Annotated in this window: 21 protein-coding genes, 2 pseudogenes and 2 riboswitches; of the genes and pseudogenes, 15 read left to right on the plus strand and 8 right to left on the minus strand. The window is 50.8% G+C overall.

Features of this window, described 5'->3' with window-relative positions; all coding sequences use genetic code 11:
* Window positions 1–643: 643 nt before the first annotated feature.
* Window positions 644–2,575 (minus strand): ribosomal protection-like ABC-F family protein, encoded by a 1,932-nt coding sequence (gene abc-f / locus ACR1UW_RS03210; protein WP_047817701.1) that lies wholly within the window; start codon window positions 2,573–2,575, stop codon window positions 644–646.
* 95 nt (window positions 2,576–2,670) lie between these two features.
* Between abc-f and moaC the strand changes: the two genes are divergently transcribed.
* The 5 genes from moaC (at window position 2,671) to ACR1UW_RS03235 (ending at window position 6,482) form a co-directional block, all read left to right on the plus strand.
* A complete protein-coding gene (gene moaC, locus ACR1UW_RS03215) occupies window positions 2,671–3,159 on the plus strand; it encodes a cyclic pyranopterin monophosphate synthase MoaC (RefSeq protein WP_033010052.1) in 489 nt (162 codons plus the stop codon).
* 15 nt (window positions 3,160–3,174) lie between these two features.
* Window positions 3,175–3,816: a redox-sensing transcriptional repressor Rex gene (locus ACR1UW_RS03220; RefSeq protein ID WP_033010037.1), complete on the plus strand. Its 642-nt coding sequence runs from the start codon at window positions 3,175–3,177 to the stop codon at window positions 3,814–3,816.
* Between the two features lie 17 nt (window positions 3,817–3,833).
* On the plus strand, window positions 3,834–3,986 hold the full coding sequence (gene tatA, locus ACR1UW_RS03225) for a twin-arginine translocase TatA/TatE family subunit (protein WP_031406010.1): 153 nt from the start codon (window positions 3,834–3,836) through the stop codon (window positions 3,984–3,986).
* Window positions 3,987–4,006: 20 nt separating this feature from the next.
* Window positions 4,007–4,756: a twin-arginine translocase subunit TatC gene (gene tatC / locus ACR1UW_RS03230; RefSeq protein WP_063330684.1), complete on the plus strand. Its 750-nt coding sequence runs from the start codon at window positions 4,007–4,009 to the stop codon at window positions 4,754–4,756.
* Between the two features lie 175 nt (window positions 4,757–4,931).
* Window positions 4,932–6,482 carry an IS1182 family transposase gene (locus tag ACR1UW_RS03235; RefSeq protein ID WP_171698435.1) on the plus strand — a complete coding sequence of 517 codons (1,551 nt, stop codon included), beginning with the start codon at window positions 4,932–4,934 and terminating at the stop codon, window positions 6,480–6,482.
* A 110-nt stretch (window positions 6,483–6,592) separates the two neighbouring features.
* Here ACR1UW_RS03235 and ACR1UW_RS03240 read toward each other — a convergent pair whose 3' ends face one another.
* The gene (locus tag ACR1UW_RS03240) at window positions 6,593–6,772 is read right to left on the minus strand and encodes a YdiK family protein (RefSeq protein WP_033010036.1); all 180 of its coding nucleotides are present in this window, start codon (window positions 6,770–6,772) and stop codon (window positions 6,593–6,595) included.
* Window positions 6,769–7,503, minus strand: a complete 735-nt coding sequence (locus ACR1UW_RS03245; protein WP_498934520.1) for a CPBP family intramembrane glutamic endopeptidase — start codon at window positions 7,501–7,503, stop codon at window positions 6,769–6,771. The genes ACR1UW_RS03240 and ACR1UW_RS03245 overlap by 4 nt, the downstream gene beginning before the upstream one ends.
* 355 nt (window positions 7,504–7,858) lie before the next feature.
* Here ACR1UW_RS03245 and groES point away from each other — a divergent pair, with 355 nt between their 5' ends.
* Together groES and groL are read left to right on the plus strand one after the other, a co-directional pair.
* Entirely contained in the window at window positions 7,859–8,143 is a 285-nt protein-coding gene (gene groES / locus ACR1UW_RS03250) for a co-chaperone GroES (RefSeq protein WP_033010033.1), read from the plus strand.
* A gap of 118 nt (window positions 8,144–8,261) precedes the next feature.
* Window positions 8,262–9,881: a chaperonin GroEL gene (gene groL / locus ACR1UW_RS03255; protein WP_050368107.1), complete on the plus strand. Its 1,620-nt coding sequence runs from the start codon at window positions 8,262–8,264 to the stop codon at window positions 9,879–9,881.
* A 167-nt stretch (window positions 9,882–10,048) separates the two neighbouring features.
* Here the strand turns inward: groL and ACR1UW_RS03260 are convergent, their stop codons facing one another.
* Window positions 10,049–10,468 carry a hypothetical protein gene (locus ACR1UW_RS03260; RefSeq protein ID WP_047817703.1) on the minus strand — a complete coding sequence of 140 codons (420 nt, stop codon included), beginning with the start codon at window positions 10,466–10,468 and terminating at the stop codon, window positions 10,049–10,051.
* A 113-nt stretch (window positions 10,469–10,581) separates the two neighbouring features.
* On the opposite strand from ACR1UW_RS03260, the gene fumC reads away from it, so the two are divergent.
* Entirely contained in the window at window positions 10,582–11,952 is a 1,371-nt protein-coding gene (gene fumC / locus ACR1UW_RS03265) for a class II fumarate hydratase (protein ID WP_498934523.1), read from the plus strand.
* Between the two features lie 134 nt (window positions 11,953–12,086).
* On the opposite strand, the gene ACR1UW_RS03270 is transcribed toward fumC, so the two are convergent.
* Window positions 12,087–13,310: an Nramp family divalent metal transporter gene (locus tag ACR1UW_RS03270; protein WP_063330678.1), complete on the minus strand. Its 1,224-nt coding sequence runs from the start codon at window positions 13,308–13,310 to the stop codon at window positions 12,087–12,089.
* A 128-nt stretch (window positions 13,311–13,438) separates the two neighbouring features.
* Between ACR1UW_RS03270 and ACR1UW_RS03275 the strand changes: the two genes are divergently transcribed.
* The 5 genes from ACR1UW_RS03275 to ACR1UW_RS03295 all read left to right on the plus strand — a co-directional run bounded on the left by ACR1UW_RS03275 (window position 13,439) and on the right by ACR1UW_RS03295 (window position 21,078).
* Complete coding sequence (locus ACR1UW_RS03275) at window positions 13,439–14,395, plus strand: AAA family ATPase (RefSeq protein WP_050368110.1); 957 nt, start codon at window positions 13,439–13,441, stop codon at window positions 14,393–14,395.
* A 5-nt stretch (window positions 14,396–14,400) separates the two neighbouring features.
* A complete protein-coding gene (locus tag ACR1UW_RS03280; RefSeq protein ID WP_044742400.1) occupies window positions 14,401–15,576 on the plus strand; it encodes a DUF58 domain-containing protein in 1,176 nt (391 codons plus the stop codon).
* The gene (locus ACR1UW_RS03285) at window positions 15,573–17,735 is read left to right on the plus strand and encodes a DUF4129 domain-containing transglutaminase family protein (RefSeq protein ID WP_498934526.1); all 2,163 of its coding nucleotides are present in this window, start codon (window positions 15,573–15,575) and stop codon (window positions 17,733–17,735) included. The genes ACR1UW_RS03280 and ACR1UW_RS03285 overlap by 4 nt, the downstream gene beginning before the upstream one ends.
* A gap of 40 nt (window positions 17,736–17,775) precedes the next feature.
* Window positions 17,776–17,877, plus strand: a riboswitch (purine riboswitch).
* Between the two features lie 62 nt (window positions 17,878–17,939).
* The gene (gene guaA / locus ACR1UW_RS03290) at window positions 17,940–19,472 is read left to right on the plus strand and encodes a glutamine-hydrolyzing GMP synthase (protein WP_050368746.1); all 1,533 of its coding nucleotides are present in this window, start codon (window positions 17,940–17,942) and stop codon (window positions 19,470–19,472) included.
* A gap of 88 nt (window positions 19,473–19,560) precedes the next feature.
* Window positions 19,561–19,662, plus strand: a riboswitch (purine riboswitch).
* 90 nt (window positions 19,663–19,752) lie between these two features.
* Window positions 19,753–21,078, plus strand: a complete 1,326-nt coding sequence (locus tag ACR1UW_RS03295; protein WP_044742397.1) for an NCS2 family permease — start codon at window positions 19,753–19,755, stop codon at window positions 21,076–21,078.
* A gap of 75 nt (window positions 21,079–21,153) precedes the next feature.
* Here ACR1UW_RS03295 and ACR1UW_RS03300 read toward each other — a convergent pair.
* Window positions 21,154–22,224 (minus strand): annotated as a pseudogene (locus ACR1UW_RS03300) (RNA-guided endonuclease InsQ/TnpB family protein); the annotation flags it as partial.
* Between the two features lie 139 nt (window positions 22,225–22,363).
* On the opposite strand from ACR1UW_RS03300, the pseudogene istA reads away from it, so the two are divergent.
* Window positions 22,364–23,868: pseudogene (gene istA, locus ACR1UW_RS03305) on the plus strand (IS21 family transposase).
* Window positions 23,865–24,617, plus strand: coding sequence for an IS21-like element helper ATPase IstB (gene istB / locus ACR1UW_RS03310; RefSeq protein WP_063210167.1), 753 nt, complete (start codon window positions 23,865–23,867; stop codon window positions 24,615–24,617). Before istA ends, istB begins: the two are co-directional and overlap by 4 nt.
* 2 nt (window positions 24,618–24,619) lie before the next feature.
* On the opposite strand, the gene ACR1UW_RS03315 is transcribed toward istB, so the two are convergent.
* On the minus strand, window positions 24,620–24,898 hold the full coding sequence (locus tag ACR1UW_RS03315) for a hypothetical protein (RefSeq protein WP_050368113.1): 279 nt from the start codon (window positions 24,896–24,898) through the stop codon (window positions 24,620–24,622).
* A gap of 429 nt (window positions 24,899–25,327) precedes the next feature.
* On the minus strand, window positions 25,328–26,554 hold the full coding sequence (locus ACR1UW_RS03320) for an MFS transporter (protein WP_050368114.1): 1,227 nt from the start codon (window positions 26,552–26,554) through the stop codon (window positions 25,328–25,330).
* Window positions 26,555–26,725: the final 171 nt, after the last annotated feature.

Genomic DNA, 26,725 nt, shown 5'->3' on the forward strand with positions numbered 1-26,725 from the left:
TGCAAGCCCCCACTTCAAGCGTTAGCTAAGTGGGGGTAGTTGACGAAAAACCGGCCCAAAACGCACTTTTCTCAAGTTAAAAATCCTTTTAAAGAGCGGATCGCTTAGGGCAGGCGGTCTGCTCTTTTTTGTTTGGCAAGCGGAATGGCCGTCGGGTGGGGACTTGTTGTGCATAGTTTTATCCATAGGTTGTGGACAATGTGGAAAAGTAAAAAAAACATGATAACGGCGAGGAGTGCAATACACAATCATTTTTTCATAGAGGAAAGGGATTGGTTGTGGATAATGTGGAAAAGTCGGTGAATAACTTCTGTTTTGCACAGAAAAGTGTGGATTTCTTTGTGGATAATGTGATTAACACAAAAACGGGGCTGACCTAAAAGGTCGCCTGCCTTCAAGATAGGCGCACGTCTAGTGCGGCAGAAACAGCAAGCATATATATGCAACGAAAGAGGGTGTTCCAATCCTTTGGGGACACCCTCTTGTCAGTCATCGTCCTTCACCTAAGAAGCAGCTTTCATGAACAAGGCAAAAGGCTGCTAAATGAGTTTGGCCTGTGATCGGCCTGGCGCGGTGATGCGCACGAGCAGTGCACATGAAGCCGCTAGATGCCCGTGTTGGCGTTCCCTGGCAGCGGATTGGCTCAAAACGAGGCGTAGAGCTGTTCCCACTCGGCCAATAACGTTTCAAGCTGCTGTTTCCGCTTTTCGTTTTCTTGCGTGAGCTGCTGCACGGTTTCATAATCGCCGTATACAGACGGGTCGCACAGCTGCTGCTCGGTTTCAGCGATTTGTGCTTCCAGTGCGGCGATCTCGGCTTCGATCTCTTCCAGACGGCGCTGCCGTTGGCGCTGTCGTCTTTTTTCCTCTTTTTCTTGCTCGTATGTGGATTTGGCTGTTTCGCCGCTGTCCGGTGATGCGGGCGGGTGGGAGTCCAGGCGCGCCAATTCGCGCATTTCTTCTTTTTTCGCCACGTAATAGTCATAGTCTCCTAAATATTCGACAAGCCCATCGCCCGAGAGTTCAAACAGCTTTGTCGCGATGCGATTAATGAAATAGCGGTCGTGGGAGACGAACAAGATCGTTCCCGGATAGTCGACAAGCGCCTGCTCGAGCATCTCTTTGCTGTCAAGGTCGAGATGGTTGGTCGGTTCATCCAACAAGAGAACGTTGGCTTTTTGCAGCATGAGTTTGGCGAGCGCCAGGCGTGCTTTCTCTCCGCCGCTTAAGGCGGAAACCGGTTTTAAGACGTCGTCGCCGGAAAACAAAAAGTTGCCGAGCACGGTGCGAATTTCTTTTTCGGTTTTGTCCGGGTAGGCGTCCCACAACTCGTCGAGCACTCGTTTGTTTGTCGACAGTTCCGCCTGGTTTTGGTCGTAATAGCCGATTTTCACATTTGCACCGTACCGGAGCTTTCCGGATTGAACTGGGAGCTTTCCGGCGATCGTCTTCAACAATGTCGACTTGCCGATGCCGTTTGGTCCGACCAAGGCGACACTCTCCCCCCGTGTGATGCGAAAGCTGATTTGGCGGATGACCGGTGCGCCTTCGCGATAGCCGGCGGTCAATTGCTCTGCGGTGAGCACCTCATGGCCGCTCGGCCGCTCAATCGCAAAAGAAAAAGAAGCTGATTTTTCATCTCCGGCCGGGCGTTCAAGCCGCTCCATTTTTTCAAGCTGCTTTCGCCGGCTTTGCGCCCGTTTCGTTGTCGAGGCGCGGGCGATGTTGCGCCGGATGAAGTCTTCAAGGCGGGCGATTTCCTCCTGTTGCTTTTCGTATCGTTTTAGCTCTTGTTCGTATTGCTCGACCCGAAGCTCCAAATAGCGGCTGTAATTGCCGCTATACCGCTTAAGCGTCGCGTTGGACAGCTCGTACACTTCGGTGACGACTTTGTCCAAAAAGTAGCGGTCATGGGAAACGAGCAGAACGGCGCCGGGGTATGCCTGTAAATATTGCTCGAGCCATGTGAGCGTATCGAGGTCCAAATGGTTCGTCGGCTCGTCTAAAATGAGCAAGTCCGGCTTGGCCAACAGCAGTTTTCCAAGGGCGAGCCGCGTCCGCTGTCCGCCGCTTAGCGAGGAAACGGGCGTTGTTTGGTAATCGTATGACGAAAATTGCAGCCCGTGCAAAACAGAGCGGATGTCGGCTTCATACTGATAGCCCCCTTGTTCTTTGTATTGCTCTTGCAGGTTGTCATACGCTTGAAGCATTTTTTCGTAGCGGGCCGGATCGGCGAGCAGATCCGGGTCGCCAAGCTGGGCGCCGAGCTCTGCCAGCTGCGCTTCGATCGCCCGGAGCGGCGCGAATACGTCCAGCATCTCGTCCCAAATGGAGCGTGACGAGTCGAGCCCGCTGTTTTGCGCCAAATAGCCGATTTTGATATGGCTTGGCTTGATGATTTCACCGCTGTCGGAAGAAAGTTCGCCGGCGATGATCTTCAGCAGCGTCGATTTGCCTGCGCCGTTGCGGCCGACAAGAGCAATGCGGGCGCGGGACTGTATTTCTAGTTTTATATTCGATAAAATAAGGTCAGCGCCAAAATATTTCGTGAGCCCATTCACTTGCAAAATGATCATGTCCGTCACCTCGCGAATAGTTTAACGCAAGTCGCGAAAACGGTCAAAGACAGATAACGAAAAATGGTGTATAGTGATAAATGGAGGAGATTGTCTTGGCATCGTTTACGCATTTCAATGAACAAGGCCGGGCGAAAATGGTCGACATTACACACAAGGAAGATACGGTCAGGATAGCGGTGGCGAGAACGAGCGTCACCGTCAACGAAGAGATTTATGAAAAGATGACGAACAATGCCATTGAGAAAGGTGATGTGCTGGCGGTAGCCCAGGTGGCCGGGGTCATGGCGGCGAAAAAAACGGCCGATCTCATTCCGATGTGCCATCCGCTTATGTTAAAAGGCATCGATATTGCCTTTGCTTGGGAAAAAGAGGCGGAAGCGTATAAACTTGTGATTACCGTGACGGTCAAAACGAAAGGGAGCACAGGAGTGGAGATGGAAGCGCTGACGGCGGCCTCGGTATGCGCATTGACTGTGTACGACATGTGCAAATCGCTCGATAAAGGAATGACGATCGGTCCAACGTATTTGGTCGAGAAAACGGGCGGGAAGTCCGGCCATTATCGACGGAAAACCGATTAGCTGGGGGATGAAACGATGAGCAACGAACAACCGAAAATCCCGCAGGCGACTGCCAAGCGTCTGCCGTTATACTATCGGTTTTTGAAAAATTTACATGCCTCAGGGAAGCAGCGCGTGTCCTCCGCCGAGCTGAGCGAGGCGGTGAAAGTCGATCCGGCGACAATTCGCCGCGACTTTTCGTATTTTGGCGCGCTCGGCAAAAAAGGATACGGGTATAATGTCAATTATTTGTTGTCGTTTTTCCGCCAGACACTTGAAGAGGACGAAGTGACCGAAGTCGCTCTGTTTGGCGTCGGCAATTTAGGCACCGCCTTTTTAAACTACAACTTTTCGAAAAATAACAACACGAAAATTGTCATGGCGTTTGATGTCGATGAACGGAAGGTCGGAACGACAGTCGGCGGGGTGCCGGTCTATCATCTCGATGAGCTGGAGGAGCGGCTTCGCGGCGACATTCCGGTCGCGATTTTAACCGTGCCGGCCGCCGCAGCTCAAGCGCTGACCGACCGCCTTGTCGCGCAAGGAATTAAAGGCATTTTAAACTTTACTCCGGCGCGGCTGAACGTGCCAAACCATATTCGCGTCCATCATATCGATTTAGCCATTGAGCTGCAGTCGCTCGTCTATTTTTTGAAAAACTATCCATCGCCATCGTAAAAAGGAGAGAACAACACATGAAATATTTGTTGCTCGTTCTTGTCATTTTGTTGCTGTTTGGCACGAAAAAGTTGCCGGAGTTGGGACGGTCGTTCGGCCAGTCGCTTCGCGAGTTTAAAGACGCCACAAAAGGGCTCGCTGATGACGAAGAAACGAAAACCGACCGATGACAAGGCAGGATGGGGAAACGATGAATGACAAAGAAATGTCCGTGTATGAACACCTCGGAGAGCTGCGGAAACGGCTGATCATCGTGCTTCTCTTTTTCGTTGCGGCGCTTGTAGCCAGCTTCTTTTTTGTCGATGACGTCATTGTGTATTTGCAGCACACTGCGGAAGCGAAACAGCTGACGATGAACGCGTTCCGCCTCACCGACCCGATCAAAGTGTATTTTCAGTTTGCCTTTGTCATCGCCGCTGTACTGACCGCTCCGGTGCTGCTCTATCAAATTTGGGCGTTCGTCAGTCCGGGGCTGTATGAAAAAGAGCGGAAAACAACGCTCAGCTACATTCCAGCATCGATCATTCTATTTTTAGCCGGGGTTGGTTTTGCGTATTTCGTCTTGTTTCCATTTGTCGTCCGGTTTATGAATCAGCTGGCGGAACGGCTCGGCATTCAACAGATGATCGGCATTAATGAATATTTTCAGTTTTTGCTGCAGCTCGTGCTGCCGTTTGGCATCGTGTTTCAGCTGCCGATTGTTGTCCTGTTTTTCACCCGCTTAGGGCTTATTACGCCGCAGCTTCTTGTTCGCATCCGCAAGTATGCGTATTTGGCGCTGCTTATTTTAGCGGCCGCCATTACGCCGCCGGATGTGTTGTCGCAAGTGATCGTCATGATTCCACTGACGCTTTTGTATGAGGGGAGCATCTGGGTTGCCAAAATCGGCTATCGAAAGGCGCAATTAGCGGCGGAGGAAGGAAGCGGCGATCCATATTGAGGGCAGCATCAAGAGGACGGTTCATACGGCGCCAGGCAAAAGGGGCTGACCCAAAACACGAATGCGTTTTGGGATCAGCCCCCACTTTTTTGCCTCAAATATAGAAGAATCGCCCTTTTTTCTGGTAGAATAGAGTCACCAAAACCACTACCACCGAAAGAAGGGCGATTCTTTTATGAAACATGATCATATTTCCTTTAAAGAGTATACCATGGACAACCTCTCTTTGCCAAGCAACATCGCCGATCTCATTCCACGGGATAACATGGCCCACGTGGTTCATGAGATGGTTGAACGCATCCCGATGGAGACGTTTCTTGCTTACTACAAAGGAGGGGGCGCCTCCGCCTATCATCCGAAAATGATGACCAAAATTCTCCTTTACGCTTACACCCAAAAAATGTATCATGGCCGTGAGATTGCACGGCAGCTCGAAGTCCACCTTCCCCTCATGTGGCTAAGTGGATTTCAAAAGCCGGACTTCCGCTCCATCAATCGGTTTCGTTCGGAGCGGATGAAAGACCTGATTGACGACCTGTTCCGGGAAATGATCACGCTGCTCGTGGCCGACGGCTATGTCAAGATGGAAGATTATTTTGTGGATGGAACGAAAATTGAAGCGAATGCCAACCGGTACACCTTCGTTTGGCGCAAATCGGCTGAGAAGTACCAGGAGAAACTCCAAGCCAATGTCGATCGGCTGATTGCCCAGATCGAGGCGATCGTGGAAGAAGAAAAGGCGGAAGACATCGACCCTTCGCCGGCCTTTACGTCAGAAGAAATCCGAAAGAAAACCGAGGAGTGGGAAAAACGGTTGGAGGCCGAGCCGGACAACCAACCGTTGAAGAAGGCCATCAAGAAGATGAAGGAGGACTACTTGCCCCGCAGTGAAAAGTATGAACACCAACTCCATGTATGCGGGGATCGCAACAGCTATTCCAAGACCGATGTGGATGCCACCTTCATGCGGTTGAAGGAGGATCACATGCGAAACGGCCAGCTCAAGCCGGCCTATAACGTACAGGTGGGTTCTTCCGGCCAATTTATTTTGGGGTATTCCCTTCATCAGAGGCCGGGCGACACTCGTTGTCTTCTCCCGCATTTGGAGACCGTTCGAGAGAAGTACGGCGTGGAACCCGAACGTTTGATCGCTGACGCGGCTTATGGCTCGGAAGAGAACTACGTGAAGCTGGAAGAGAAGCACATATCGGCCTTGATCAAGTACCATACGTATGAGAAGGAGAACACGCGCAAGGTCAAGAAAAATCCGCATCATCAGCAGAATTGGACCTATGTGGAAGAAGAAGACGTTTGGATTTGCGCCAATGGGAAAAAGCTGGTTCGCACCGGAACTTCGAAACAGACCACGGAATCAGGATACACCTCGGTCACCCGACACTACCAATGCCATGAATGCGAAGGATGTCCGTTCCGTTCGGCCTGCACGACTTCCAAGTATGGACGAACCACGCAATGGAACCCCGTCTATCATGAACAAAAACAGAAAGCCCGCGAACGGTTGGAGAGTGAAGAAGGGCAAGCCCGATACCGCCAACGCCAAACCGACATTGAGAGTGTATTTGGGCAAATCAAACAAAATCGCGGGTTTCGTCGCTTTGTCCTGCGAGGCCTCCAAAAAGTTTCCATCGAATGGGGGCTGGTTTGTGCTGCCCACAATCTTCTCAAAAAAGCCGCTAGGGACAAGCAATTGTCCTTGGTGGCGTAAATGAGGGGGAGAACAGAGTCGGAATTTTGTTCCGTTTGGTAAAATATACAAAAACCAGAGAGGGCTGACTCCAAAAGTCCGCTTTTTGGCGGACTTTTGGGTCAGCCCCTTTATTGTCTCGGTGTGAAGAACAAGCGAAAGGCGGTGCCGAAATCAAAAGCGGCCAGCGCCGCCAACGCGATGGTTGAGACGTTCCAAATCGTTTCATGAACGCTTTCGATCGCCAAATACGTAAACAGGAAGCCCAAGATGAAATACGGAACAGAAAACAGCCGCGGATGGCGCGTCATAGCCAAATCCTCCAAATGGCCAGCGGCAGTTCCGCTTGGCGCATCATGTTTTCCAATTCATCAGCCAACAAAATTTGAACGGCAACAACAAACGTGTTCATTGCTACATGGGCGAACATCGGCACGAAAATGCGTCCGGTTTTGGCGTATAAAAAGGCGAACACCATCCCCATGGACGTGTACAAAAGCAAATGCTCCGGCTCCATGTGGACGAGAGCGAACAGAAGCGAGCTGGCCAGCGCTGCCAACCAAAAGTTGTATTTTTCATAAAGCGAGCCAAAAATGATTTTGCGGAAGATGAGTTCCTCCAAAACCGGGCCGATGACCGACGTGACGACGACGAGCAATGGCGTCAGGCGGATGATGTCGATGATTTGCCTTGTGTTTTCCGAGCCCGGCTCAATGCCCAATAGACGCCATTCGATGTTGGCGGCAACGCTTTGCGCGGCAAGCGCCAAAAAGACGCCCGAGATCGCCCACATCCATGACGAGGCGAGCGGCAGCCGCCGCATTGTCCGTTCATCGCGGTCGCCGCGCAGCAGCCATAAAATGATGGCAAAAGCCAATAAAAAGCTGATGACCGCCCAATAGCCGGAGGCAATTTTCGCTGCTTCGAGACGTGTTTGCGCGCCTTGGCCGGCGCCGAGGGCGCGAAGGAGCGGCACACCGACAAAGGAGGACAGCTGCATGGCGATATAGGTGATGATGACATACCAGTAACGGCGCTTCAAATCGTTTTACCCCTTTATTTCAAATATATCCGTATTGTAGCACATGTTCGGCGAAAATAGTAAGAAAACTGCATCCTCGCATCCCACCTGACCGCCGTAAAAAAAATTAACCGGAGCCGTTTATCAGTCCGAGGAATGTGAAATAATGAAAACGGGCTCCGCGCGGATGGGGAGTAGAGGCAAAACAACCGGCTCCTTTTGCTCTTTCTTCTTTAGGAGAGAAAAACAGTTATTTTTTTGTATTTCCTACTTGCAAAACGGAGAAGAGTTCATTAATATTATAAGTGTGTTAGCACTCAATAATGATGAGTGCTAATAAGAACGGCGAAAACTATCGTTAAGGAGGTTGTTTCCCGTGTTGAAGCCATTAGGCGATCGCATTGTCATTGAAGTCGTGGAAACTGAAGAAAAAACGGCTAGCGGCATCGTGCTGCCGGATACGGCGAAAGAAAAGCCGCAAGAAGGCCGCGTTGTCGCTGTCGGTGCAGGCCGCGTGCTTGACAACGGCCAACGCGTTGCGCCGGAAGTTGAAGTCGGCGACCGCATCATTTTCTCGAAATACGCCGGCACGGAAGTAAAATACGACGGAAAAGAATACTTAATTTTGCGCGAAAGCGACGTTTTGGCTGTCATCCGCTAATATATTGCGTTCACCACATAAACATTCCGGAAAACTGACATATCCTTAACTTTATGACACGAATACTTACCTTTTTCACGGCATGCAGTGAAACAAATTCATAAGGAGGTAACGGGGTATGGCAAAGGAAATTAAGTTCAGCGAAGAAGCGCGCCGTGCGATGTTGCGCGGGGTGGACAAACTCGCAGACGCAGTGAAAGTCACATTAGGTCCGAAAGGCCGCAACGTCGTATTGGAGAAAAAATTCGGTTCTCCGCTCATCACGAACGACGGGGTAACGATCGCGAAAGAAATCGAACTCGAAGACCCGTTTGAAAACATGGGCGCGAAACTGGTCGCTGAAGTCGCCAGCAAAACGAACGACATCGCTGGGGACGGGACGACAACGGCTACCGTATTGGCTCAAGCGATGATCCGTGAAGGATTGAAAAACGTGGCAGCTGGCGCCAATCCGATGGGCATCCGCCGCGGGATTGAAAAAGCGGTAGCGGTAGCGGTTGAAGAATTAAAAGCCATCTCCAAACCGATCAAAGGAAAAGAATCGATCGCCCAAGTGGCTGCGATCTCGGCTGCTGACGAAGAAGTCGGCCAATTGATCGCTGAAGCGATGGAACGCGTCGGCAATGACGGCGTCATCACGCTTGAAGAATCGAAAGGCTTCACGACGGAACTCGACGTTGTCGAAGGGATGCAATTCGACCGCGGTTACGTTTCGCCGTACATGATTACAGATACGGAAAAAATGGAAGCTGTTCTCGAAAATCCGTACATCTTGATTACGGACAAAAAAGTATCGAGCATCCAAGAGCTGTTACCGGTTCTTGAGCAAGTCGTGCAACAAGGCCGTCCGCTCTTGATCATTGCGGAAGATGTTGAAGGCGAAGCACTCGCAACGCTTGTTGTCAACAAACTGCGCGGCACGTTCAATGCGGTTGCTGTCAAAGCGCCTGGCTTTGGCGATCGCCGCAAAGCGATGCTCGAAGACATCGCGATTTTGACAGGCGGCGAAGTCATCTCCGAAGAGCTTGGCCGTGAACTGAAATCGACCACGATCGCTTCGCTCGGCCGTGCGTCGAAAGTGGTTGTTACGAAAGAAACGACGACGATCGTCGAAGGCGCTGGCGATTCGGACCGCATCAAAGCGCGCATCAACCAAATCCGTGCGCAGCTTGAAGAAACGACGTCCGAATTCGACCGCGAAAAACTGCAAGAACGCTTGGCGAAACTCGCTGGCGGCGTAGCGGTCATCAAAGTTGGCGCAGCGACAGAAACGGAATTGAAAGAACGCAAACTGCGCATTGAAGATGCGCTCAACTCGACTCGTGCTGCGGTTGAAGAAGGCATTGTCGCTGGCGGTGGCACGGCGTTGATGAACGTCTACAGCAAAGTTGCGGCCATCGAAGCGGAAGGCGATGAAGCAACGGGTGTGAAAATCGTCTTGCGCGCGATCGAAGAACCGGTTCGTCAAATCGCGCAAAACGCTGGTCTGGAAGGCTCGATCATCGTTGAGCGCCTGAAAAACGAAAAACCGGGCATTGGCTTCAACGCGGCAACAGGTGAATGGGTCGACATGATCGAAGCTGGTATCGTTGACCCGACGAAAGTCACTCGCTCGGCGCTGCAAAACGCTGCCTCTGTCGCCGCCATGGTCTTGACGACAGAAGCGGTCGTTGCCGACAAACCGGAAGAAAACAAAGGCGGCAATTCGGGCATGCCGGATATGGGTGGCATGATGTAATCTCGCCGCAAAAGCCTTGGAACACTGGGGGTTTCCCCGGTGTTCTTTTTCTTTTTGACTATATATGCCTCAGCCAGGTGTTCTTACAGCCGCTGATCGGGTGAAGGGCAGCTGTTGTTTCTCCCTCATATCGCTATTCTATTGCACCTTTTCCTCCGCTGTGCTAGTTATCGCACCTCAATGAAAAACGCATAAATCGCATTCCCTTTTTTCCAAGAGGCGTGAATGGCATAAATGTATGCCCCTTTCTTTTCCGGAAGAGGAATGATTCCGTTTTGCACCGGGCGCCAGTCGGCATCTCCGCCGTTCCATACACCCGCTTCGATCGTCAACGGGCGGTCGTCAAATTGGAGGTGTAATTTTGCCCCAGGGGCAACCGGATGGGGATTCATGTTTTTCACGAGCAGCGGCGGGGCGGCAGCGTCGGCCACGACTCCGCGGCCGCCTGTTGACCATGTATATGTTCCGAGGCGGTGGTCGATTGTCTCTCCGTCGACGGCCAATCGTAAGTCAGGCGGTTGGATGTCGCCCGATTGGCAACCGGACAGCCATACAGCGATGAGGAGCCATAGCCATCTATTTTTCATGTCGTTTTCCCCTTTCTCAGTTAGACGTTTTGCCTGCTCATTTGTTTCATTGTCGATTGTGATTTTGGGTAAAATTAGAAATGGAAAGGCGATATCCAAAGGAGGAGAATGGAATGAACGTGCGGATTGAACGCGACTCGCTCGGCGAGGTGAAGGTGCCGGCCGATAAATACTGGGGGGCGCAGACGGAGCGAAGCCGGCAAAACTTTCGCATCGGCAAAGAAACAATGCCGCTTGAACTCATTTATGCCTATGCCGAGCTGAAAAAGGCGGCGGCGATCGTGAACCATCAGGCTGGAAAGCTGAGCGAAGCGAAGCAGCGGGCGATTGTGGCCGCGTGCGAGGAAATTTTGGCGGGCCGATGGGATGACCATTTTCCACTCGTCGTCTGGCAGACGGGAAGCGGGACGCAGACGAATATGAACGTCAACGAAGTCGTGGCGAGGAGGGCGAATGAGCTGCTAGGTGACGGGGAGGGGCGCATTCACCCAAACGATGATGTCAACATGTCGCAAAGCTCGAACGATACATTCCCGACGGTGATGCATATCGCGATCCACATGAAAATCCAAACACATCTCCTGCCGGCGCTTGATGGCTTGATCGGAACATTCGCTGCGAAAGAACGCCAATATGAAAAGACGATCAAAATCGGGCGCACCCACTTGCAAGACGCGACGCCGCTCACATTTGGGCAGGAGATTTCCGGCTGGCGGACGATGCTGGAAAAAAGCAAGGCCATGATCACCGAAGCGAGTGAGAAGCTGCTTGATTTGGCGATCGGCGGCACGGCGGTCGGAACCGGAATCAATGCGCCGCCGGGATTTGGCGAACAAGTGGCCGAGCAGCTGAAGGCGCAAACCGGCTATCCATTCCGTTCGGCAACAAACAAATTCCATGCGTTGACCAGCCATGACGAGATTGTTTACGTCCACGGGGCATTGAAAGCGCTCGCTGCCGATTTGATGAAAATCGCCAACGACATCCGCTGGCTGGCGAGCGGGCCGCGCTCCGGGCTCGGGGAGATCACGATTCCAGCCAATGAACCGGGGAGCTCGATCATGCCGGGGAAAGTGAATCCGACGCAAAGCGAAGCGATGACGATGGTCGCTGTTCAAGTGTTCGGCAACGACGCCACGATCGGTTTTGCGGCAAGCCAAGGCAACTTCCAATTAAATGTGTTCAAGCCGGTCATCGCCTATAACGCCATTCAGTCCGTGCAGCTGCTCGGCGATGCGATTCGTTCGTTTGATGAGCGGTGCGCCAAAGGGTTGGAGGCGAATGAAGCGAAAATGAAAGAATACGTAGAGCGGTCGCTCATGCTCGTGACGGCGCTGAGCCCGCATATCGGCTATGACCGGGCGGCGGAAATCGCGAAGCTCGCCCATCGCGAAGGGTTGACGCTCAAGGAAGCGGCATTGAAAACCGGGTATGTGACAGCTGAGCAGTACGAAGAATGGGTGAGGCCGGAGAAGATGATTTAGCGGCACAAAACGACGGGTAGATCAGCCGTGAGCGAATAGGCGGGCCAAAAACGCTCATCCCGATTCAAGGGATGAGCGTTTTTCCATTGAGACAGCCTCCTGCCGCCAGCTGGCTGCTTTGCACCGGTCAAATGTTAAGCAAACAGGCGAATGAGTTCATTAATCGACAAGACGGCAAACAGCGCCAGACAAAGAACGAGCAGCGCATTCGAGAGCCAATGGTTGCGCCCTTCGTCCGGAAGCGCTTTTTTCGAATTGAGCAAATAAAGAAGCGTCACAGCCAAAAATGGCATAAACAGCGCGCCGAGCGCCCCGTAGGCGATGATGAGTCCGACCGGCTTGCCGATGAAATGCAAGAGCATCGGCGGGAAGGTGAGCCAAAAGACGTAGAAGCGGAACGCTTTTGACTGGTTGAGCGATTCGGCTTCAACCCGCGTTTTCCGCATGTTGCGAACAAAATCGGCGAACAAATACGAAACGCCGTTCCAAACGCCGATGACCGATGTAAATGACGCCGACCAAAAGCCGAGCAAAAAGAGCCAACGGGCAGCCGGGTGCAGCTCGTTGCCCATGATCGAAGCGAATGACACAAGCCCCTGCTCACCGCTGATCGTCGTGTCAGTGCCGTACAACAAGGCGGCCCCAAGCACGAGAAGCGACAACGTAAAGATGGCGGTGACAATATAAGCGACAGCGGAATCATAGCGCATCGGCGATACGTAAGCTCGCCCTTTCCAGCCGTTTTCCTGCAGCCAATATCCGTATGACGCCATGGTGATAGAGCCGCCGACGCCGCCGATCAGCCCGAGAGCATACAAAAGCGACCCTTTCGGCAAATCCGGAACGGCCGTTTTCCAAAGATCATCGAGCTGCGGCAGGACAAGAAGCGCCGAGCCGACCACGGTAATGAACATGAGCCCGACGAGCACATTCATGACCCGCTCAAACAATTGGAATCGGCCGGACCAAGTAATCGCAAAGCCAGCCACCCCATGGATGACGGCCCACGCCCAAAGCGGAATGGACGGGATCATCGCTGACATCGCCAAGGCGCACGATGACGTACCGGCCGCGCCGTATACGAATCCCCAAATAATGGCGTACACGCCAAAATAGATTGAGGCCCATTTCCCCATTGACTGCCAGCCTTCGAAAATGGTTTTGCCGCTGAGCAAATGCCAACGGCCGACCCCTTCATTCAACACAAACTTGAACAATGCACCGACGATGATCGCCCACATAAAGACAAGGCCGTAGTTCGTTCCGGCGACAAGGGCGGCCACCAAATCCCCGGCCCCGACTCCGGTCGCTGCGACGATCAGCCCCGGGCCGATCATCGTCCACTTCGATTTCCCCATTTTTCTCTTCCCCCTTGTTGCAAATGGATTCCAAAAGTTCCGTATATTCGATATTATAGTAATAGTATAAACTGCGCCTTGTCTACCGCTGAAAGACCCATTCATTACTATAAAAGGAGTTTGATGTCATGGCGATTTACGAGCCGCTGCTTCCCCCTTTTGAAAAGGTGGTCCGCAACATTGAGCAAGTCATCGTCGGAAAACGCGACGTCATCATCCTCAGCTTAACAGCGTTATTGGCCAGAGGCCATGTGCTGCTCGAGGATGTGCCCGGCGTCGGCAAGACGATGTTGGTGCGTGCGCTGGCGAAATCGTTCAACGTGGAGCTGAAGCGCATTCAGTTTACGCCGGATTTGCTGCCGAGCGATGTGATCGGCGTTTCCGTCTACAATCCGAAAACACAGCAATTTGAGTATAAACCCGGACCGATTGTCGCCCACATCGTGCTCGCGGACGAGATCAACCGGACGTCGCCGAAGACGCAATCGGCGCTCCTGGAAGCGATGGAAGAAGGAAGCGTGACCGTTGACGGCGTCACCCGGGCGCTGCCGCAGCCGTTTTTGGTGATGGCGACGCAAAATCCGATTGAATATGAAGGAACGTACCCGCTCCCCGAGGCCCAGCTTGACCGGTTTTTAGTGAAACTGCACATGGGCTATCCGTCTCCCGATGAGGAAATCGAAATGTTAAACCGTCTCGAAAAAGCGGCGCCGCTTTCGGAGATCGGGCCGGTGATGCCGCTTGATGAACTGCTCACTCTGCAGCGAAAGGTGATGGGCGTGCATGTGAGCGACACCGTGAAGCGGTATATCGTCGATCTCATCCAGCAAAGCCGTGTGCACGAAGCGGTCTATTTGGGCGTCAGTCCGCGCGGGGCCGTCGCTTTGATGAAGGCGGCGCAGGCGTACGCGTTCATCCATGGCCGCGATTTTGTCATCCCCGATGATGTGCAACAGCTCGCTCCGCATGTGCTCGCCCACCGTCTCTTGATTCGTCCTGAAGCAAAATGGGACAAGCTTGACGCCGCTGCCGTCATCAAACAGCTTCTAGCCCGTACGCCGGTGCCGGTGCAAGGACGGCGATAAAAGCGATGAACGCGAAGCGAATGAAGAAGGGGAGGCGTTGGCTCCCGCTTGTTGGATTGTTGCTGTTGACCGCCATCTTGTTTTCCTACGCCATGTTTCAAGGCGGATTTGTCAGCTGGTTTTTGTTTTACAGCTTTTTGCCGTTTGGACTGCATGCGTTTGCCGTCGCCTTGTATCCGATCAGACGCGTTGCGGTGAGCCGGACGGTGCCGGCGAAGCGCTATCATGCAGGAGAACCGATTCCGGTGACGGTCCGCATGGAGCTGCCTTGGGCGATTCCGCCCGCTGCCCTCACCGTTTCGGGCCAGGAGCCGCGGCATGGAGGGGCGATGGCCGCGTGGCCGTTTCGACGCCGCCTTTCTTGTGCGTGGTCGCTCTCGTTGCCGCGCGGCCGCCATCAGTTGGACATCGTGCGCCTCGAGGCTTCTGACGCCCTCGGCTTTGTGAACAAAGCAGAATCGTTTTCGGCGCCGTGCACGATCATCGTGTATCCCCGCTATTGGCCTTGGCCGGCAGAAATGGTGCGTGAATGGTTCGCCTATGGAAAAGCGGCCCGCCCGCTTGCTTACCGCCGCGATCTGGCGGTGGCGGCCGGCGCCCGCGAGTACGCGCCCGGTGACAAAATGTCGTGGGTGCATTGGAAGGCGTCAGCGCGAAGGCAAGCGTTGATGACAAAAGAGTTCGATGAGCCGCGCAATGACGATTGGATCGTCGTGCTCGACGGCGCCGCATCGCCATGGTTTGAGGAGCTTGTCACGCTGGCGGCGTCCATCGCGAAAGCGTTGATCGATGAAGGAGTCCCAGTCGGCCTGCTCGTGACTGGAAAAGCCCGTTCTTATTTAGCGCCGCGGCGAAGCGAGGAGCAGTGGCCGTCGCTCCTTCTCCGTCTGGCGGAAGCGGAGGCGAACGGATCAGCGCCGCTTGCGTCTCAATTGGCGGAGGAGGGGAACTGGAGAACAGCGGCCGGTTGCGTGGTCGTGACGTCGAGGTTATCCGCCGAGTTGGCTGCGCAGCTGCGAGCGATGGCGTCAAAACGCTGCATAGTGTTGTATGTGGTCAACCGTGAATGGGGAGAGGACGAGCGGAGGTGGGCGGACGGACTCCGCCATGCGGGGGTGCACGTATCCCACATGCCCCCTCAATCATGGCAAACTGTCCGGCAAGGAGGAGAAGACGGATGAGGCGGTTAGGGACAAGGAAGTTGTCTGCTATGCTGCCCAACGTCCTAGCGGCTTGGCTGCTCACGGAATGGCTTTGGCCGTTGGAAGACGTGACGGATACAGCGCATATTAGAGTGTTTGCGGCCTTTGTCGCCCTTTGCTTCGGGATGTATTGGCTCCGCCTTCCGATCTGGCTGTCCGCTTTGGGGAAAGCGGGATATATATGGTGGTCGCTCGCTTGGCTGTTTTCGTTCCATTCGGCCGCCTCGCTGCCGTATGCCTTATGGCGGGATGGCGCGGCTTGGCTGCAGGGGGGACGCTTGTCCATGCCGAGCGATGCCGTGCGCACCTTTGCCTTTTTTCTGCTGCTATGGGCCATCTCGTTTCTGTTTCATTGGCTGATTGTCCAGAAAAAACGGTGGTTTGTCCCATACGCATTGACAGTTGGGTATATCGCTGTGCTTGATACGTTTTTTCCGTATAGCGGGAACGACGCGATCGTTCGCCTTGTGGCGCTTGGCTTTTTCGCCTTCGTTTGGCTGCATGGCGAGCGGCTGCAGGCAAAAGCGCCGTCTTTTCGCATCGGAACGTGGCGGGTGGCCGCTCTATTCATTCCGGCTGCTGCTTTGGCGGCTGGGTATGCGGGACCAAAGCTGCCGCCCCAATGGCCGGATCCGGTTGCGTTTATCCGCAGCGATCATGCCCAGCCGGAAGAAACGAACGATGACTCACCTTCTCCTGGCGTGGCAAAAGTGGGATACGGACAGAATGATTCCCGCCTCGGCGGGCCGTTTATCGCGGATGATACCGTCGTCTTTACGGCGAAAGATCGAGGGCTTCATTACTGGCGGATTGAGATGAAAGATATTTACACCGGCAAGGGATGGGAAGTGTTTCCGAGCGAGCAAGTCCGCTCGTTTGCCAACGGCGAAGAGCTCAAGTATGAATGGTGGAGCGATCAAGTTGAGACAGTGGAGCAAAAGGCGGAGATCGAGCGGCGCGATCAAGGGTTTCATCTCGTTTATCCGCTTGGGTTGCGGCGGGTGGAAGCAGCCGAACCGGTCGTGTACCGCATGGATGTGGCGACAGAGAAAATTTATACGACCGATGACAGGGCGAATGCGTTCCCTGTTGGCAAGTATTCATTGACCTATTGGGAGCCGGATTTTCCGATTGCGGCGTTGCGCGCCGCGCCCCCAGTTCGAGACCCTCTTCTGTTGAAACGATATACGCAGTTGCCAAAGACGCTTCCGCAAAGGGTGCGCGACTTGGCGAAGCAAATCGCCGCCGGAGAACAGACGGCTTACGACAAAGTGAGAGCCATTGAGCAGTATTTTCAACTTGGGCAATATACGTACGAAACAAAGGATGTCGCCGTTCCAAAAGAGAACGAAGATTACGTCGATCAATTTTTATTTGAAACAAAACGGGGGTATTGCGACAATTTTTCGACTTCTATGGTCGTGCTCGTGCGTTCGCTCGGCATTCCGGCGCGCTGGGTGAAAGGCTATACGTCCGGAAGGCTGGTCAGCGAGCAAGACGGGGAAAATCTTTACGAAATCCGCAACCATGACGCTCATGCGTGGGTTGAGGTGTATTTTGAAGGCGTCGGCTGGGTGCCGTTTGAGCCAACGCGGGGGTTTGTCAACCCGTATGCGTTTTCACTTTCTCAACAGAATGAGGAGCAACAAGCGCAGCCCTCGCAGCCGGAACCACAGGAACAGCCGCGCGTGCCGCTCGAACAATTGATCAAACGATCATCGCCAGAGCAAGACCGCCATTGGTGGGAGAAGCTGGCCGACAGTTGGTCATGGCAAATGGTGCTGGGCGTGTTCGCGATGCTAGCGGCATTGGGCGGAACGATTTACACGACAAGACGAAAATGGTGGCCGCGCCTTACGCTCCTTCGATTCCGCCGCCGCCAAGTTGACGGCCCGGAATGGCTTGTCCCCGCTTACTTGGCATTGTTGCGTCAGCTGCATGACTACGGGCTGAAACGAAAAGAAGAGGAAACGTTGCGTCAGTATGCCATCCAAGTGGATCGTTTATTCGAAACCGATGAAATGGAACGGCTGACCAAATCGTATGAACAAGCGGTCTACGGCGCAAACAGCAGTCGGATCGACCTCCGTGAGGCGCGCCAATTGTGGGAAAATTTAATAAAAAGGACGATCTCTTGACCGCCTGCCGGCAAGTTGATAGAATGAATTCAAATTTGCATACGGATAGACGAAAGCCCTTCATATAAGCGCAAGAATATGGCTTGCGCGTCTCTACCGGGCCGCCGTAAACGGCCCGACTATGAAGGCAGAAGACGCTGCTATTCTGCCTTCATCCACGTTTTGGGCAACGGCAGCGTTTATTTTTTGGACGGGGTGGAGAACATGAATCAAGAAATGATCGTCGTATTGGACTTCGGAAGCCAATATAACCAACTGATCACCCGCCGCATCCGTGAATTTGGCGTGTACAGCGAATTGCATCCGCATACGATTCGCGCCGACGAGATTCGCGCGTTGAACGCCAAGGGGATCATTTTTTCCGGCGGCCCGAACAGCGTATATGATGAGCAGGCGTTTCGGTGCGACCCGGCGATTTTTGAGCTCGGGCTGCCGATTTTAGGGATTTGCTACGGGATGCAGCTGATGGCGCACCACTTAGGCGGCAAAGTGGAAAAGGCGTCGCACCGCGAGTACGGGAAGGCGCTCATTCAAGTGAAACATGACTCCCTGTTGTTCCACGGTTTGCCGGACGAACAAGTCGTCTGGATGAGCCATGGCGATTTGGTTACCGCTCCGCCTGACGGCTTTGTCGTAGATGCCACAAGCCCTTCCTGCCCGATCGCAGCGATGAGCGATGAACGGCGGAAGTGGTATGGAGTGCAGTTTCATCCCGAAGTGCGCCACTCGGTCTACGGCAACGATTTGTTGAAGAAGTTCGTTTTCGATGTATGCGGCTGCCGGGGCGACTGGACGATGGAAAACTTCATCGATGAGCAGGTGCGTCGCATTCGCGAACAAGTGGGCGAAAAAAGAGTGTTGTGCGCCTTAAGCGGCGGGGTTGACTCGTCGGTTGCGGCTGTATTGGTGCACCGCGCCATCGGCGATCAGCTCACCTGCATTTTTGTTGACCACGGCCTTCTTCGCAAAGGCGAAGCGGAAAGCGTCATGAAGACGTTCCGTGAGCAATTCCAGATGAATGTCATCAAAGTCGATGCGAAAGAGCGCTTTTTGGCGAAACTAAAAGGGATCACAGACCCGGAACAAAAGCGGAAAATCATCGGCAACGAGTTTATTTACGTCTTTGACGATGAGGCGGCGAAGCTTGAAGGCATTGAATTTTTAGTGCAAGGGACGCTCTATACCGACATTATCGAAAGCGGCACGGCGACGGCGCAAACGATCAAATCGCACCATAACGTCGGCGGTTTGCCGGAAGATATGAAATTCGAACTGATCGAACCGCTCAATACGCTGTTTAAAGACGAAGTGCGCGCTCTTGGCACACAATTAGGCATTCCGGACGAAATCGTTTGGCGCCAGCCGTTCCCGGGTCCGGGGCTTGGCATTCGCGTCCTTGGCGAGGTGACGGAAGAAAAATTGGAAATCGTCCGCGAATCGGATGCGATTTTGCGCGAAGAAGTGAAAAAAGCGGGGTTGGACCGCGACATTTGGCAATATTTCACTGTTCTTCCCGACATCCGCAGCGTCGGGGTGATGGGTGATGCCCGCACGTACGATTATACGGTCGCCATCCGCGCCGTAACCTCGATCGACGGGATGACCGCCGATTGGGCCCGCATTCCGTGGGATGTGCTGGAACGCATTTCAACGCGCATCGTCAACGAAGTGCCGCACGTCAACCGCGTCGTCTACGACATTACAAGCAAGCCTCCGGCGACGATTGAGTGGGAATAAAAACGAACAAAAGACGAGCATTTCCAAAGAAATGTTCGTCTTTTTTCTTGACAAGCGACCGACAGGCTGATACAATAGCCGTGGAATCATGAATATTGTCGAATTCCGTCGTATAATCCCGGGAATATGGCTCGGGAGTTTCTACCAAGCTACCGTAAATAGCTTGACTACGAGGGATGTGAAATAGAGAGCCGATGTCCTCTCTCTGTTCGTCATTCCTTCTTAGTCAACGCTTCTGGTAGCTGCAGAAGCGTTTTTATTCTTTATAGGGGGGACAGACGTGAGAAAGTATTTTCAGTTTGATGAGCTCGGCACGAATTATCGGACGGAGATCATCGCCGGGCTGACGACGTTTTTGTCGATGGCGTACATTTTGTTCGTCAACCCATTTACCTTGTCGTTAGGGGCGGTGAAAGATTTTCCTGACGAACTGCGCATTGACCAAGGAGCCGTCTTTGTCGCCACGGCTTTGGCGGCGGCATACGGGTCGATTTTAATGGGAGTGCTGGCCCGCTACCCGATCGCCTTGGCGCCGGGGATGGGGCTGAACGCTTTCTTCGCCTTCACGGTCGTCTTGCATATGGGCATTCCGTGGCAAACGGCCTTGGCGGGAGTGTTTGTTTCCGGCATCATTTTTACGATTTTATCGCTCACCGGCATTCGAGAAAAAATCATCGATGCCATTCCCGTTGAACTGAAATATGCCGTCAGCGCCGGAATTGGGCTGTTCATCACGTTCATCGGCCTGCAAAACGCCGGCATTATTGTGAATAACGACGCCACCCTGGTCGGATTGAGCGATTTGAAGGATGGCAATACGCTGCTCGCCATTTTCGGATTGTTCATCACCGTTGTTTTAATGGTGAAAAAGGTAAACGGCGGCGTCTTTTACGGCATGGTCATTACGGCTGTCGTTGGCATGATTTTCGGACTGATTGAAGTGCCGAAACAAATTGTCGGCGCGATCCCGGACATTTCCCCGACGTTCGGCGTCGCGATTGAACACTTGCCAGATATTCTTTCGCTGAAAATGCTTGGCGTCGTCTTGACATTCTTTATTGTCGACTTTTTCGATGCGACCGGCACCCTTTTGGCAGTGGCCAACCAAGCCGGGCTGTTGAAAAACAACAAACTGCCGCGCGCCGGCAAAGCGTTGCTTGTTGACGCGACAGCGGTCATGGTTGGGGCGGTGTTTGGCACATCGACGACGACATCGTATATCGAATCGTCGGCCGGCGTCGCTGCTGGAGGACGCTCCGGGTTTTCCGCGGTCGTGACGGGGATTTTGTTCTTGCTGGCGCTGTTCTTCTCCCCGCTCCTGAGCGTCATTACCGCACCGGTCACCGCACCAGCGCTCATCATCGTCGGGGTGTTGATGGCTTCGTCGATCGGCGAAATTGACTGGAAAAAGTTCGAAGTCGCCGTGCCGGCGTTCTTCACCTTGATCACGATGCCGCTCTCCTATAGCATTGCCACCGGCATCGCTGTCGGCTTCATCTTTTACCCGATCACGATGCTGTTGAAAGGCCGCGGCAAAGACGTTCATCCGTTGTTGTATGTCCTGTTTGTCGTCTTTATCTGCTACTTCGTCTTTTTGCGGGAATAGAAGAGGAGTGAACTACCCCCACTTAATTTTCTAGCGAAAATTTGAAGTGGGGGCTTCCAAAGAAGTTTGACTGCTTCAAGCAATCCTTATTCTTTGAGGCGTGTCCACTTCGCCGCTAGAGCATAAGACACTCAGGTCTACAGCTTTACTTTTCTTTAAGATGTTTAATGCGCCATTGACATCAGCATTAATTAGTTTGCCAGACTTTGTTCGATACAAGCCGCGCTTAATACGTTTGCCGCTGAACTTATATTCTTTTGGATTGTCGGCATTATATTCAGGAATCTCATCGCCGTCAAAAAAGCTGGCTTGAGACGTATATGATTCTTCCTGTTTCAAGAATTCAATGCCGTAAAATTCACAAAGATATTCTAGTTTTTCTTTTATGTTACCGAGAGGAATATTGACAAAGTTTTGATTTGTCTTTTTTCCTAGATTCATATTGCGTTGCCATGTTTCCGCATAGCCAATGACAAGTTTGCCAATTTGATTTTCAATACAGTAGTTAATGATGTAACGGCAAGTCTTGTTGATATAATCATTCACTTTATTATTGCGATTCATAGCAAGCAAAGCCTGTTTACGAGTGGTGCCTTTGATTTTTTGCTTATCTTTTATGCTTTGAAGTCTGGCATTTTCTTTGTTAAACCATTGATTTATACTTTTTAATCTCCGCCCATCAATGATGAACGATCTGCCGTCTGATGTGACACAAGTGGCAAAATTGTTTAATCCTAAATCAATTGCCAGTGCTTTTTGGTCATTTAATTCTCTTTGATCTTCAGGCATTTCATATTTATACTGAATCTCAAAGAACCTGGCATGATGCTTAGGAATGATTTCAATCTGCTTAATCTTTTTGTCCAGTAACACAGGCGGAATCGTTATCGTGATAGGCTTGTGAGTCTTTTTAAATAGGCGAGAATACGGTATCGTGAATTTGTTGCCGTCTATACGAATCTGGCCAATGATCAGTGAATGAAAGCCATCTTTTTTAAGATATTTTGGAATACTGATAGCCTTGTGGTCATATTTTCCTTGTTTGGCAAGACTGATCAAACCAAAGAAAGATTTAAAGGCTTCATTGACCTTTTTTAAAATTTGCTGTGCCATGTTGCTGTTTAACAGCTTATAGTTTTCGTAGCTGTTTAGTGCAAAATGAAAGTACAGAGTTCTGCAACAAAAAAGTGCAGAGCTTCATGGCATAAAAAAAGGCTTGCCAGCTCCTAAAATACCCTCTACTGTTTAAGGTTGTGAAGAACAAAACAGTGGAGGTAATGAAAGGATGCTAGCAATGCCTGAAATTCATCATATCAAACATTTGCGTGAAAAGAAAGGGTTATCGCTTTCCGAAATTGTCCGCAGGACGGGATTTAACTGGAGAACAGTCAAGAAATATGCGGATGGAGACATTTCGGTCAGACAAAAAATAAAGAGAAAACGGGGAATGATGGAGGAAGAAGGATACGGTCAAATCATTGATGACTGGCTGGAGGAGGACGCCAAACTGCCAAGAAAACAACGGCGGACAAGCAAGAAGATGTACGAACAATTAAAGCAGGAACATGGCTTTAAAGGGTCTTATCGAACGGTTTGCGCCTACGTTCAAAAACGAAGACCTCAGCTTAAGCTGGAGAAGGAACAACGTTACGAGAGGCTGGAACACCCTCCGGGGAAGCGCAGGTGGATTTCGGCACCATGTCCGTTGTGACGAAGGAGGGAAAAGAGGAAGACCGATCAATTCTGATTTTGAGCTTTCCGTACAGCAACGCCGCGTATGCGTATCCATTGCCGGCGGAAAACAGCGAATGTTTTCTTTACGGGCTCACTCAGCTGTTTCGCCAAGCCGGAGGCGTCCCGAGAAAACTGCGCATCGACAATTTGGCGGCGGCGGTGGTTTCGATCCGAAAAGGAGGCGAACGTCAATATACTGAAGCATTTGAGCGATTCCGGCTTCATTACCGGTTTGACGTACAGGCATGCAATCCGTATAGCGGACACGAAAAAGGGAATGTCGAACGGAAAGTTTACTATACTCGTCAACGCTGCTTTGTCCCTGCTCCGTTGATCGAGGGGGACGAAGAACTGGCGGAGTGGCTGCATCACAAGATGATCGAAGATCGAGCCCGCCCCCACTACGAAAAAGGGAGAACCATTGAGGAATTATGGCAGGAAGAACAAAAGGAGTTGCTTGTCCTGCCGGAGAGAGATCTCCCGATCTTCTCCTTCCACCACGCTAATGTCAATAAATACGGGGAAGTAACGGTGGATGGGGAGGCGTTTGTGGTTCATGGGATCCCGGTTCCCAACCGTGTCCTTGTCAAAAAGGAATGGGATCGTTTCATGGTTTTGTCCCAGGAAGGGGAGGTGTACCTGGAAGCGCCAAGGCCGTACACGAAAAAGCAACGGGAGCTCCCTTGGAAGGACATTTTGGCGGAATGGGCGCAAAAGCCCCGGGTGGTGGAGTATTCGCGGTTTCGAGTTTACTTGCCGGAGGCCATTAGGAAATACTTCATGGAACAACCGAAACAGACGGCATCACGCATTCGAGGGGTGCAGAAGCTGCTGGACCGGTACACCGTCTATGAGATCGCCCAGTGGCTTGACAAGTATCAACGGTGGGATTTGGCTCCCCATGAGATCGGGGTGTTGATGGAGGCGAAGCGTTCGGAGTATCCCGCGAAATGGGAAGAAGCCTATACCCCTTCCGTTTTAGTCGACTATGAAACCGATTTACATGTGTATGATCAACGTCTTTGTCCGTCAAGGGAAGGGGGAAGCCGGGCATGAAGATGGATTTAAAAGAGATTTGTAAAGCCCTGCATTTGGCGTACATCGCGGATCGATTCGAGGAGGTGGCCTACGAGACCAAGGAACAGTTTTTGCGTGATGTGTTGGCGTTGGAGCTGTCGTTCCGTCAGAAAGCAAAACAGGCTCGATTGATCAAGAAGGCGAAGTTCCGGGAGTTGAAATGGCTCAAAGATTACGAATGGTCGGATCAGATTCATTGGCCGACCACGACCTCGAAGGAAGAACTTTGCGACCTTCGCTTTTTGGAGCAAAAACAGAACGTCCTGCTTTTAGGTTCGCCGGGAACAGGAAAAACCCATCTCGCCATCGCATTAGGATTAAAAGCGTGTGAACGGGGCCATGAAGTTCGGTTTTTCCGTGTCGCCGATCTTGTCGCCCAGCTCGAAGAGGCGTTAAAAGACGGCATCCTCGGACGGCTCAAACGGCAAATCGACACATGCGAGCTGTTGATTTTGGACGAACTTGGCTATGTACCTTTCCAAAAGCAGGGATCGGAACTGCTGTTTCACATCATTGCCGATTGTTATGAACGAAAAAGTGTCATCGTGACATCGAATTTAGAGTTTGGACAGTGGAATCGAGTGTTTGGGGACAACCGCCTGACGGCAGCGCTGGTGGATCGTTTGGTCCATCACGCCCACATTCTCGCGTTTACGGGAGAGAGCTACCGCTTACGGCACGCGCTTTCTGCCGTTCAGTCGCTCCCTTCTCACTCGGTTGAAAGGTAAATTCATTGAGCCAGCAAGCCTATGTATTTTTTCTTGCAATTCTCTGCACTTTTTGCTTGCAAAAAACACGTAGCAATCCTCGAACGAATTTCTTGATATTCAGGGTACATTTCAGTCGCTTTTTGTTGAATTAGCTGTTGGAACTCACTTGGGCTATAGGAAAAACTAGAATGATGTGCTATTGTTTCGTAAGCATTTTTCTCTAATTCCCATAACTTTATCACGTCTTCTCTAAATTCTCTCATAAACTGCAAATCTGATTTTGCCTTAAAAAAAGACATTCCGACATACCCCTTATGTAAAATGATTATTCGTGTTTTTCTTATAGATTATAATTTCTTTTTCGATAAAATCATGGTATACAGACTAAATTATACCAAATTAATGTACTTTTTGTCTATAAATATTCGTTAAATTTGTATATAACGCAAATCTTTATAACCCGATATAATCTCCCTGCTTTTTTTGTAGAGTGACAGAATTCCATCATAAACATTATGATAAATGTGTAGTCTACAATATTACCTTTAATTGTATCGAGAGCGTAAAAGACTTTTCTAAAAGCAACAATCTTAGAAAAGAATCTATAAAAAAGGAACCGATAAAGGCTCCTTTTAACTTAATTTCTATTGTTGAAGTTAAGCTAACAGCTTAACATAACGCGTTCCCTTGAGTGGTCTCTTCAAAAGGTTTATAAAAACACCTTTTTTCTATTGGTCCATTTTTGTTTCCTGCATATAATGAATCGGTTCATACAGTTGTCTTATACATAGTAAACCAACAATTATAAATGTTAATAAACCAAGTAAAATAACGGTCCAATGAAACCCTATCCAATCAAGCAATACTCCTGTACACAATACAGAAACCTGTTGAACAAAACTTTCCAGCATCCTTCTCAAAGAGAAAAACCTTCCTAGATATTCGTCTGGAATTAATTCCTGGCATACCGTGTTGGATAAGGGCATGAAAATACCAACAACATAACCGAATAGAGCAAAAGAAACAACAGGAAGCCATCTCCATTCTGCTAAGAATAAAGACATTTGAGCAACACCAATGAGGAGGCACGATATCAATAATAATGGGACGGAATTTTTACCTTTCTTGAGCCGACTCGCAGTTAAACCAGCAATAAAAATGGATAAACCTTCTGCTCCGTACAACAATCCTTTAATCAAAGATGAATCTTGCAATTGACTTATATTGATCACCATCAGATTAAATCCGCCAATAAAAATAAATGGGAAAACCGTTAAGATAAGAATCATCTTAATTACTGGAAGACGATTAATTACCGACAATATTTCATGAAATGATCGATGACCTTTTATATTGCGACCTGTTTGTTCTGATGAATGACGACTGGTTATGGAAGGTTCCTCTATACGTAAAAATAATGTAGACATTAGTAAGAGGAAATAGGCAATAATCGCGATTATAAACAAAGTAGTCACAGAAACATATACAAGCAAAACACCGGCTAGAACAGCCCCAAATATTCTTGCTAATGTGACAAGGTTAAAGTTTAGTGCATTTGCCTTTACTAAGTGTTCTGGTTGTGTAACTTTTGGAATGGAAGATTGAACAGCGGGAAAATAAAAGGCTGCCGCTCCTCCAATAAATATACTGTACATAAAAACCCACATAAAATTTTCTTGCCAAATTGCAATAAACATTGCACATACCGCGATAATCCGCATAATAGATACCCAAAATATAACAGTTTTTTTGGATGTTTGGTCGACCACTTTTCCGGCAAAAGGGCCAATAACTATGCTGAACAAAATTCCGGAAACCAAAATTACCGATTGAAGAAAAAACGAATGAACATGTTGTTGTAAAAACTCCAGCGTTCCGATAACGCCAAACCAGATACCAAGTTCAGCAATAAATAACCCTCCAAGAAGAATAAGTAAATTTTGATTTTTCCACACAAGGAATCCTCTCCTAACAATTATAGTTTTATTGGATAAATGTCTGTTAAGAAAATATTAATGCAAGAAAAAGGGAACGCATTTATTTTCCTAACTATAATTTTTCGTAACTATTCAGCCACATCATAAAGTGAGCTGAATATTTTCTTCTTTCCTTGTCTATGATGTGAA

The organism is Geobacillus lituanicus, from assembly GCF_050994965.1.
In the GTDB taxonomy this organism is placed as follows: Bacteria; Bacillota; Bacilli; order Bacillales; family Anoxybacillaceae; genus Geobacillus; species Geobacillus stearothermophilus.

Coding starts and splice junctions, on each gene's coding strand:
- abc-f (WP_047817701.1), bottom strand. CDS start 2,575: ATGATCATTTTGCAAGTGAATGGGCTCACGAAATATTTTGGCGCTGAC.
- ACR1UW_RS03220 (WP_033010037.1), top strand. CDS start 3,175: ATGAGCAACGAACAACCGAAAATCCCGCAGGCGACTGCCAAGCGTCTG.
- tatA (WP_031406010.1), top strand. CDS start 3,834: ATGAAATATTTGTTGCTCGTTCTTGTCATTTTGTTGCTGTTTGGCACG.
- tatC (WP_063330684.1), top strand. CDS start 4,007: ATGAATGACAAAGAAATGTCCGTGTATGAACACCTCGGAGAGCTGCGG.
- ACR1UW_RS03235 (WP_171698435.1), top strand. CDS start 4,932: ATGAAACATGATCATATTTCCTTTAAAGAGTATACCATGGACAACCTC.
- ACR1UW_RS03240 (WP_033010036.1), bottom strand. CDS start 6,772: ATGACGCGCCATCCGCGGCTGTTTTCTGTTCCGTATTTCATCTTGGGC.
- groL (WP_050368107.1), top strand. CDS start 8,262: ATGGCAAAGGAAATTAAGTTCAGCGAAGAAGCGCGCCGTGCGATGTTG.
- ACR1UW_RS03260 (WP_047817703.1), bottom strand. CDS start 10,468: ATGAAAAATAGATGGCTATGGCTCCTCATCGCTGTATGGCTGTCCGGT.
- fumC (WP_498934523.1), top strand. CDS start 10,582: ATGAACGTGCGGATTGAACGCGACTCGCTCGGCGAGGTGAAGGTGCCG.
- ACR1UW_RS03270 (WP_063330678.1), bottom strand. CDS start 13,310: ATGGGGAAATCGAAGTGGACGATGATCGGCCCGGGGCTGATCGTCGCA.
- ACR1UW_RS03275 (WP_050368110.1), top strand. CDS start 13,439: ATGGCGATTTACGAGCCGCTGCTTCCCCCTTTTGAAAAGGTGGTCCGC.
- ACR1UW_RS03280 (WP_044742400.1), top strand. CDS start 14,401: ATGAACGCGAAGCGAATGAAGAAGGGGAGGCGTTGGCTCCCGCTTGTT.
- ACR1UW_RS03285 (WP_498934526.1), top strand. CDS start 15,573: ATGAGGCGGTTAGGGACAAGGAAGTTGTCTGCTATGCTGCCCAACGTC.
- guaA (WP_050368746.1), top strand. CDS start 17,940: ATGAATCAAGAAATGATCGTCGTATTGGACTTCGGAAGCCAATATAAC.
- istB (WP_063210167.1), top strand. CDS start 23,865: ATGAAGATGGATTTAAAAGAGATTTGTAAAGCCCTGCATTTGGCGTAC.
- ACR1UW_RS03315 (WP_050368113.1), bottom strand. CDS start 24,898: ATGTCTTTTTTTAAGGCAAAATCAGATTTGCAGTTTATGAGAGAATTT.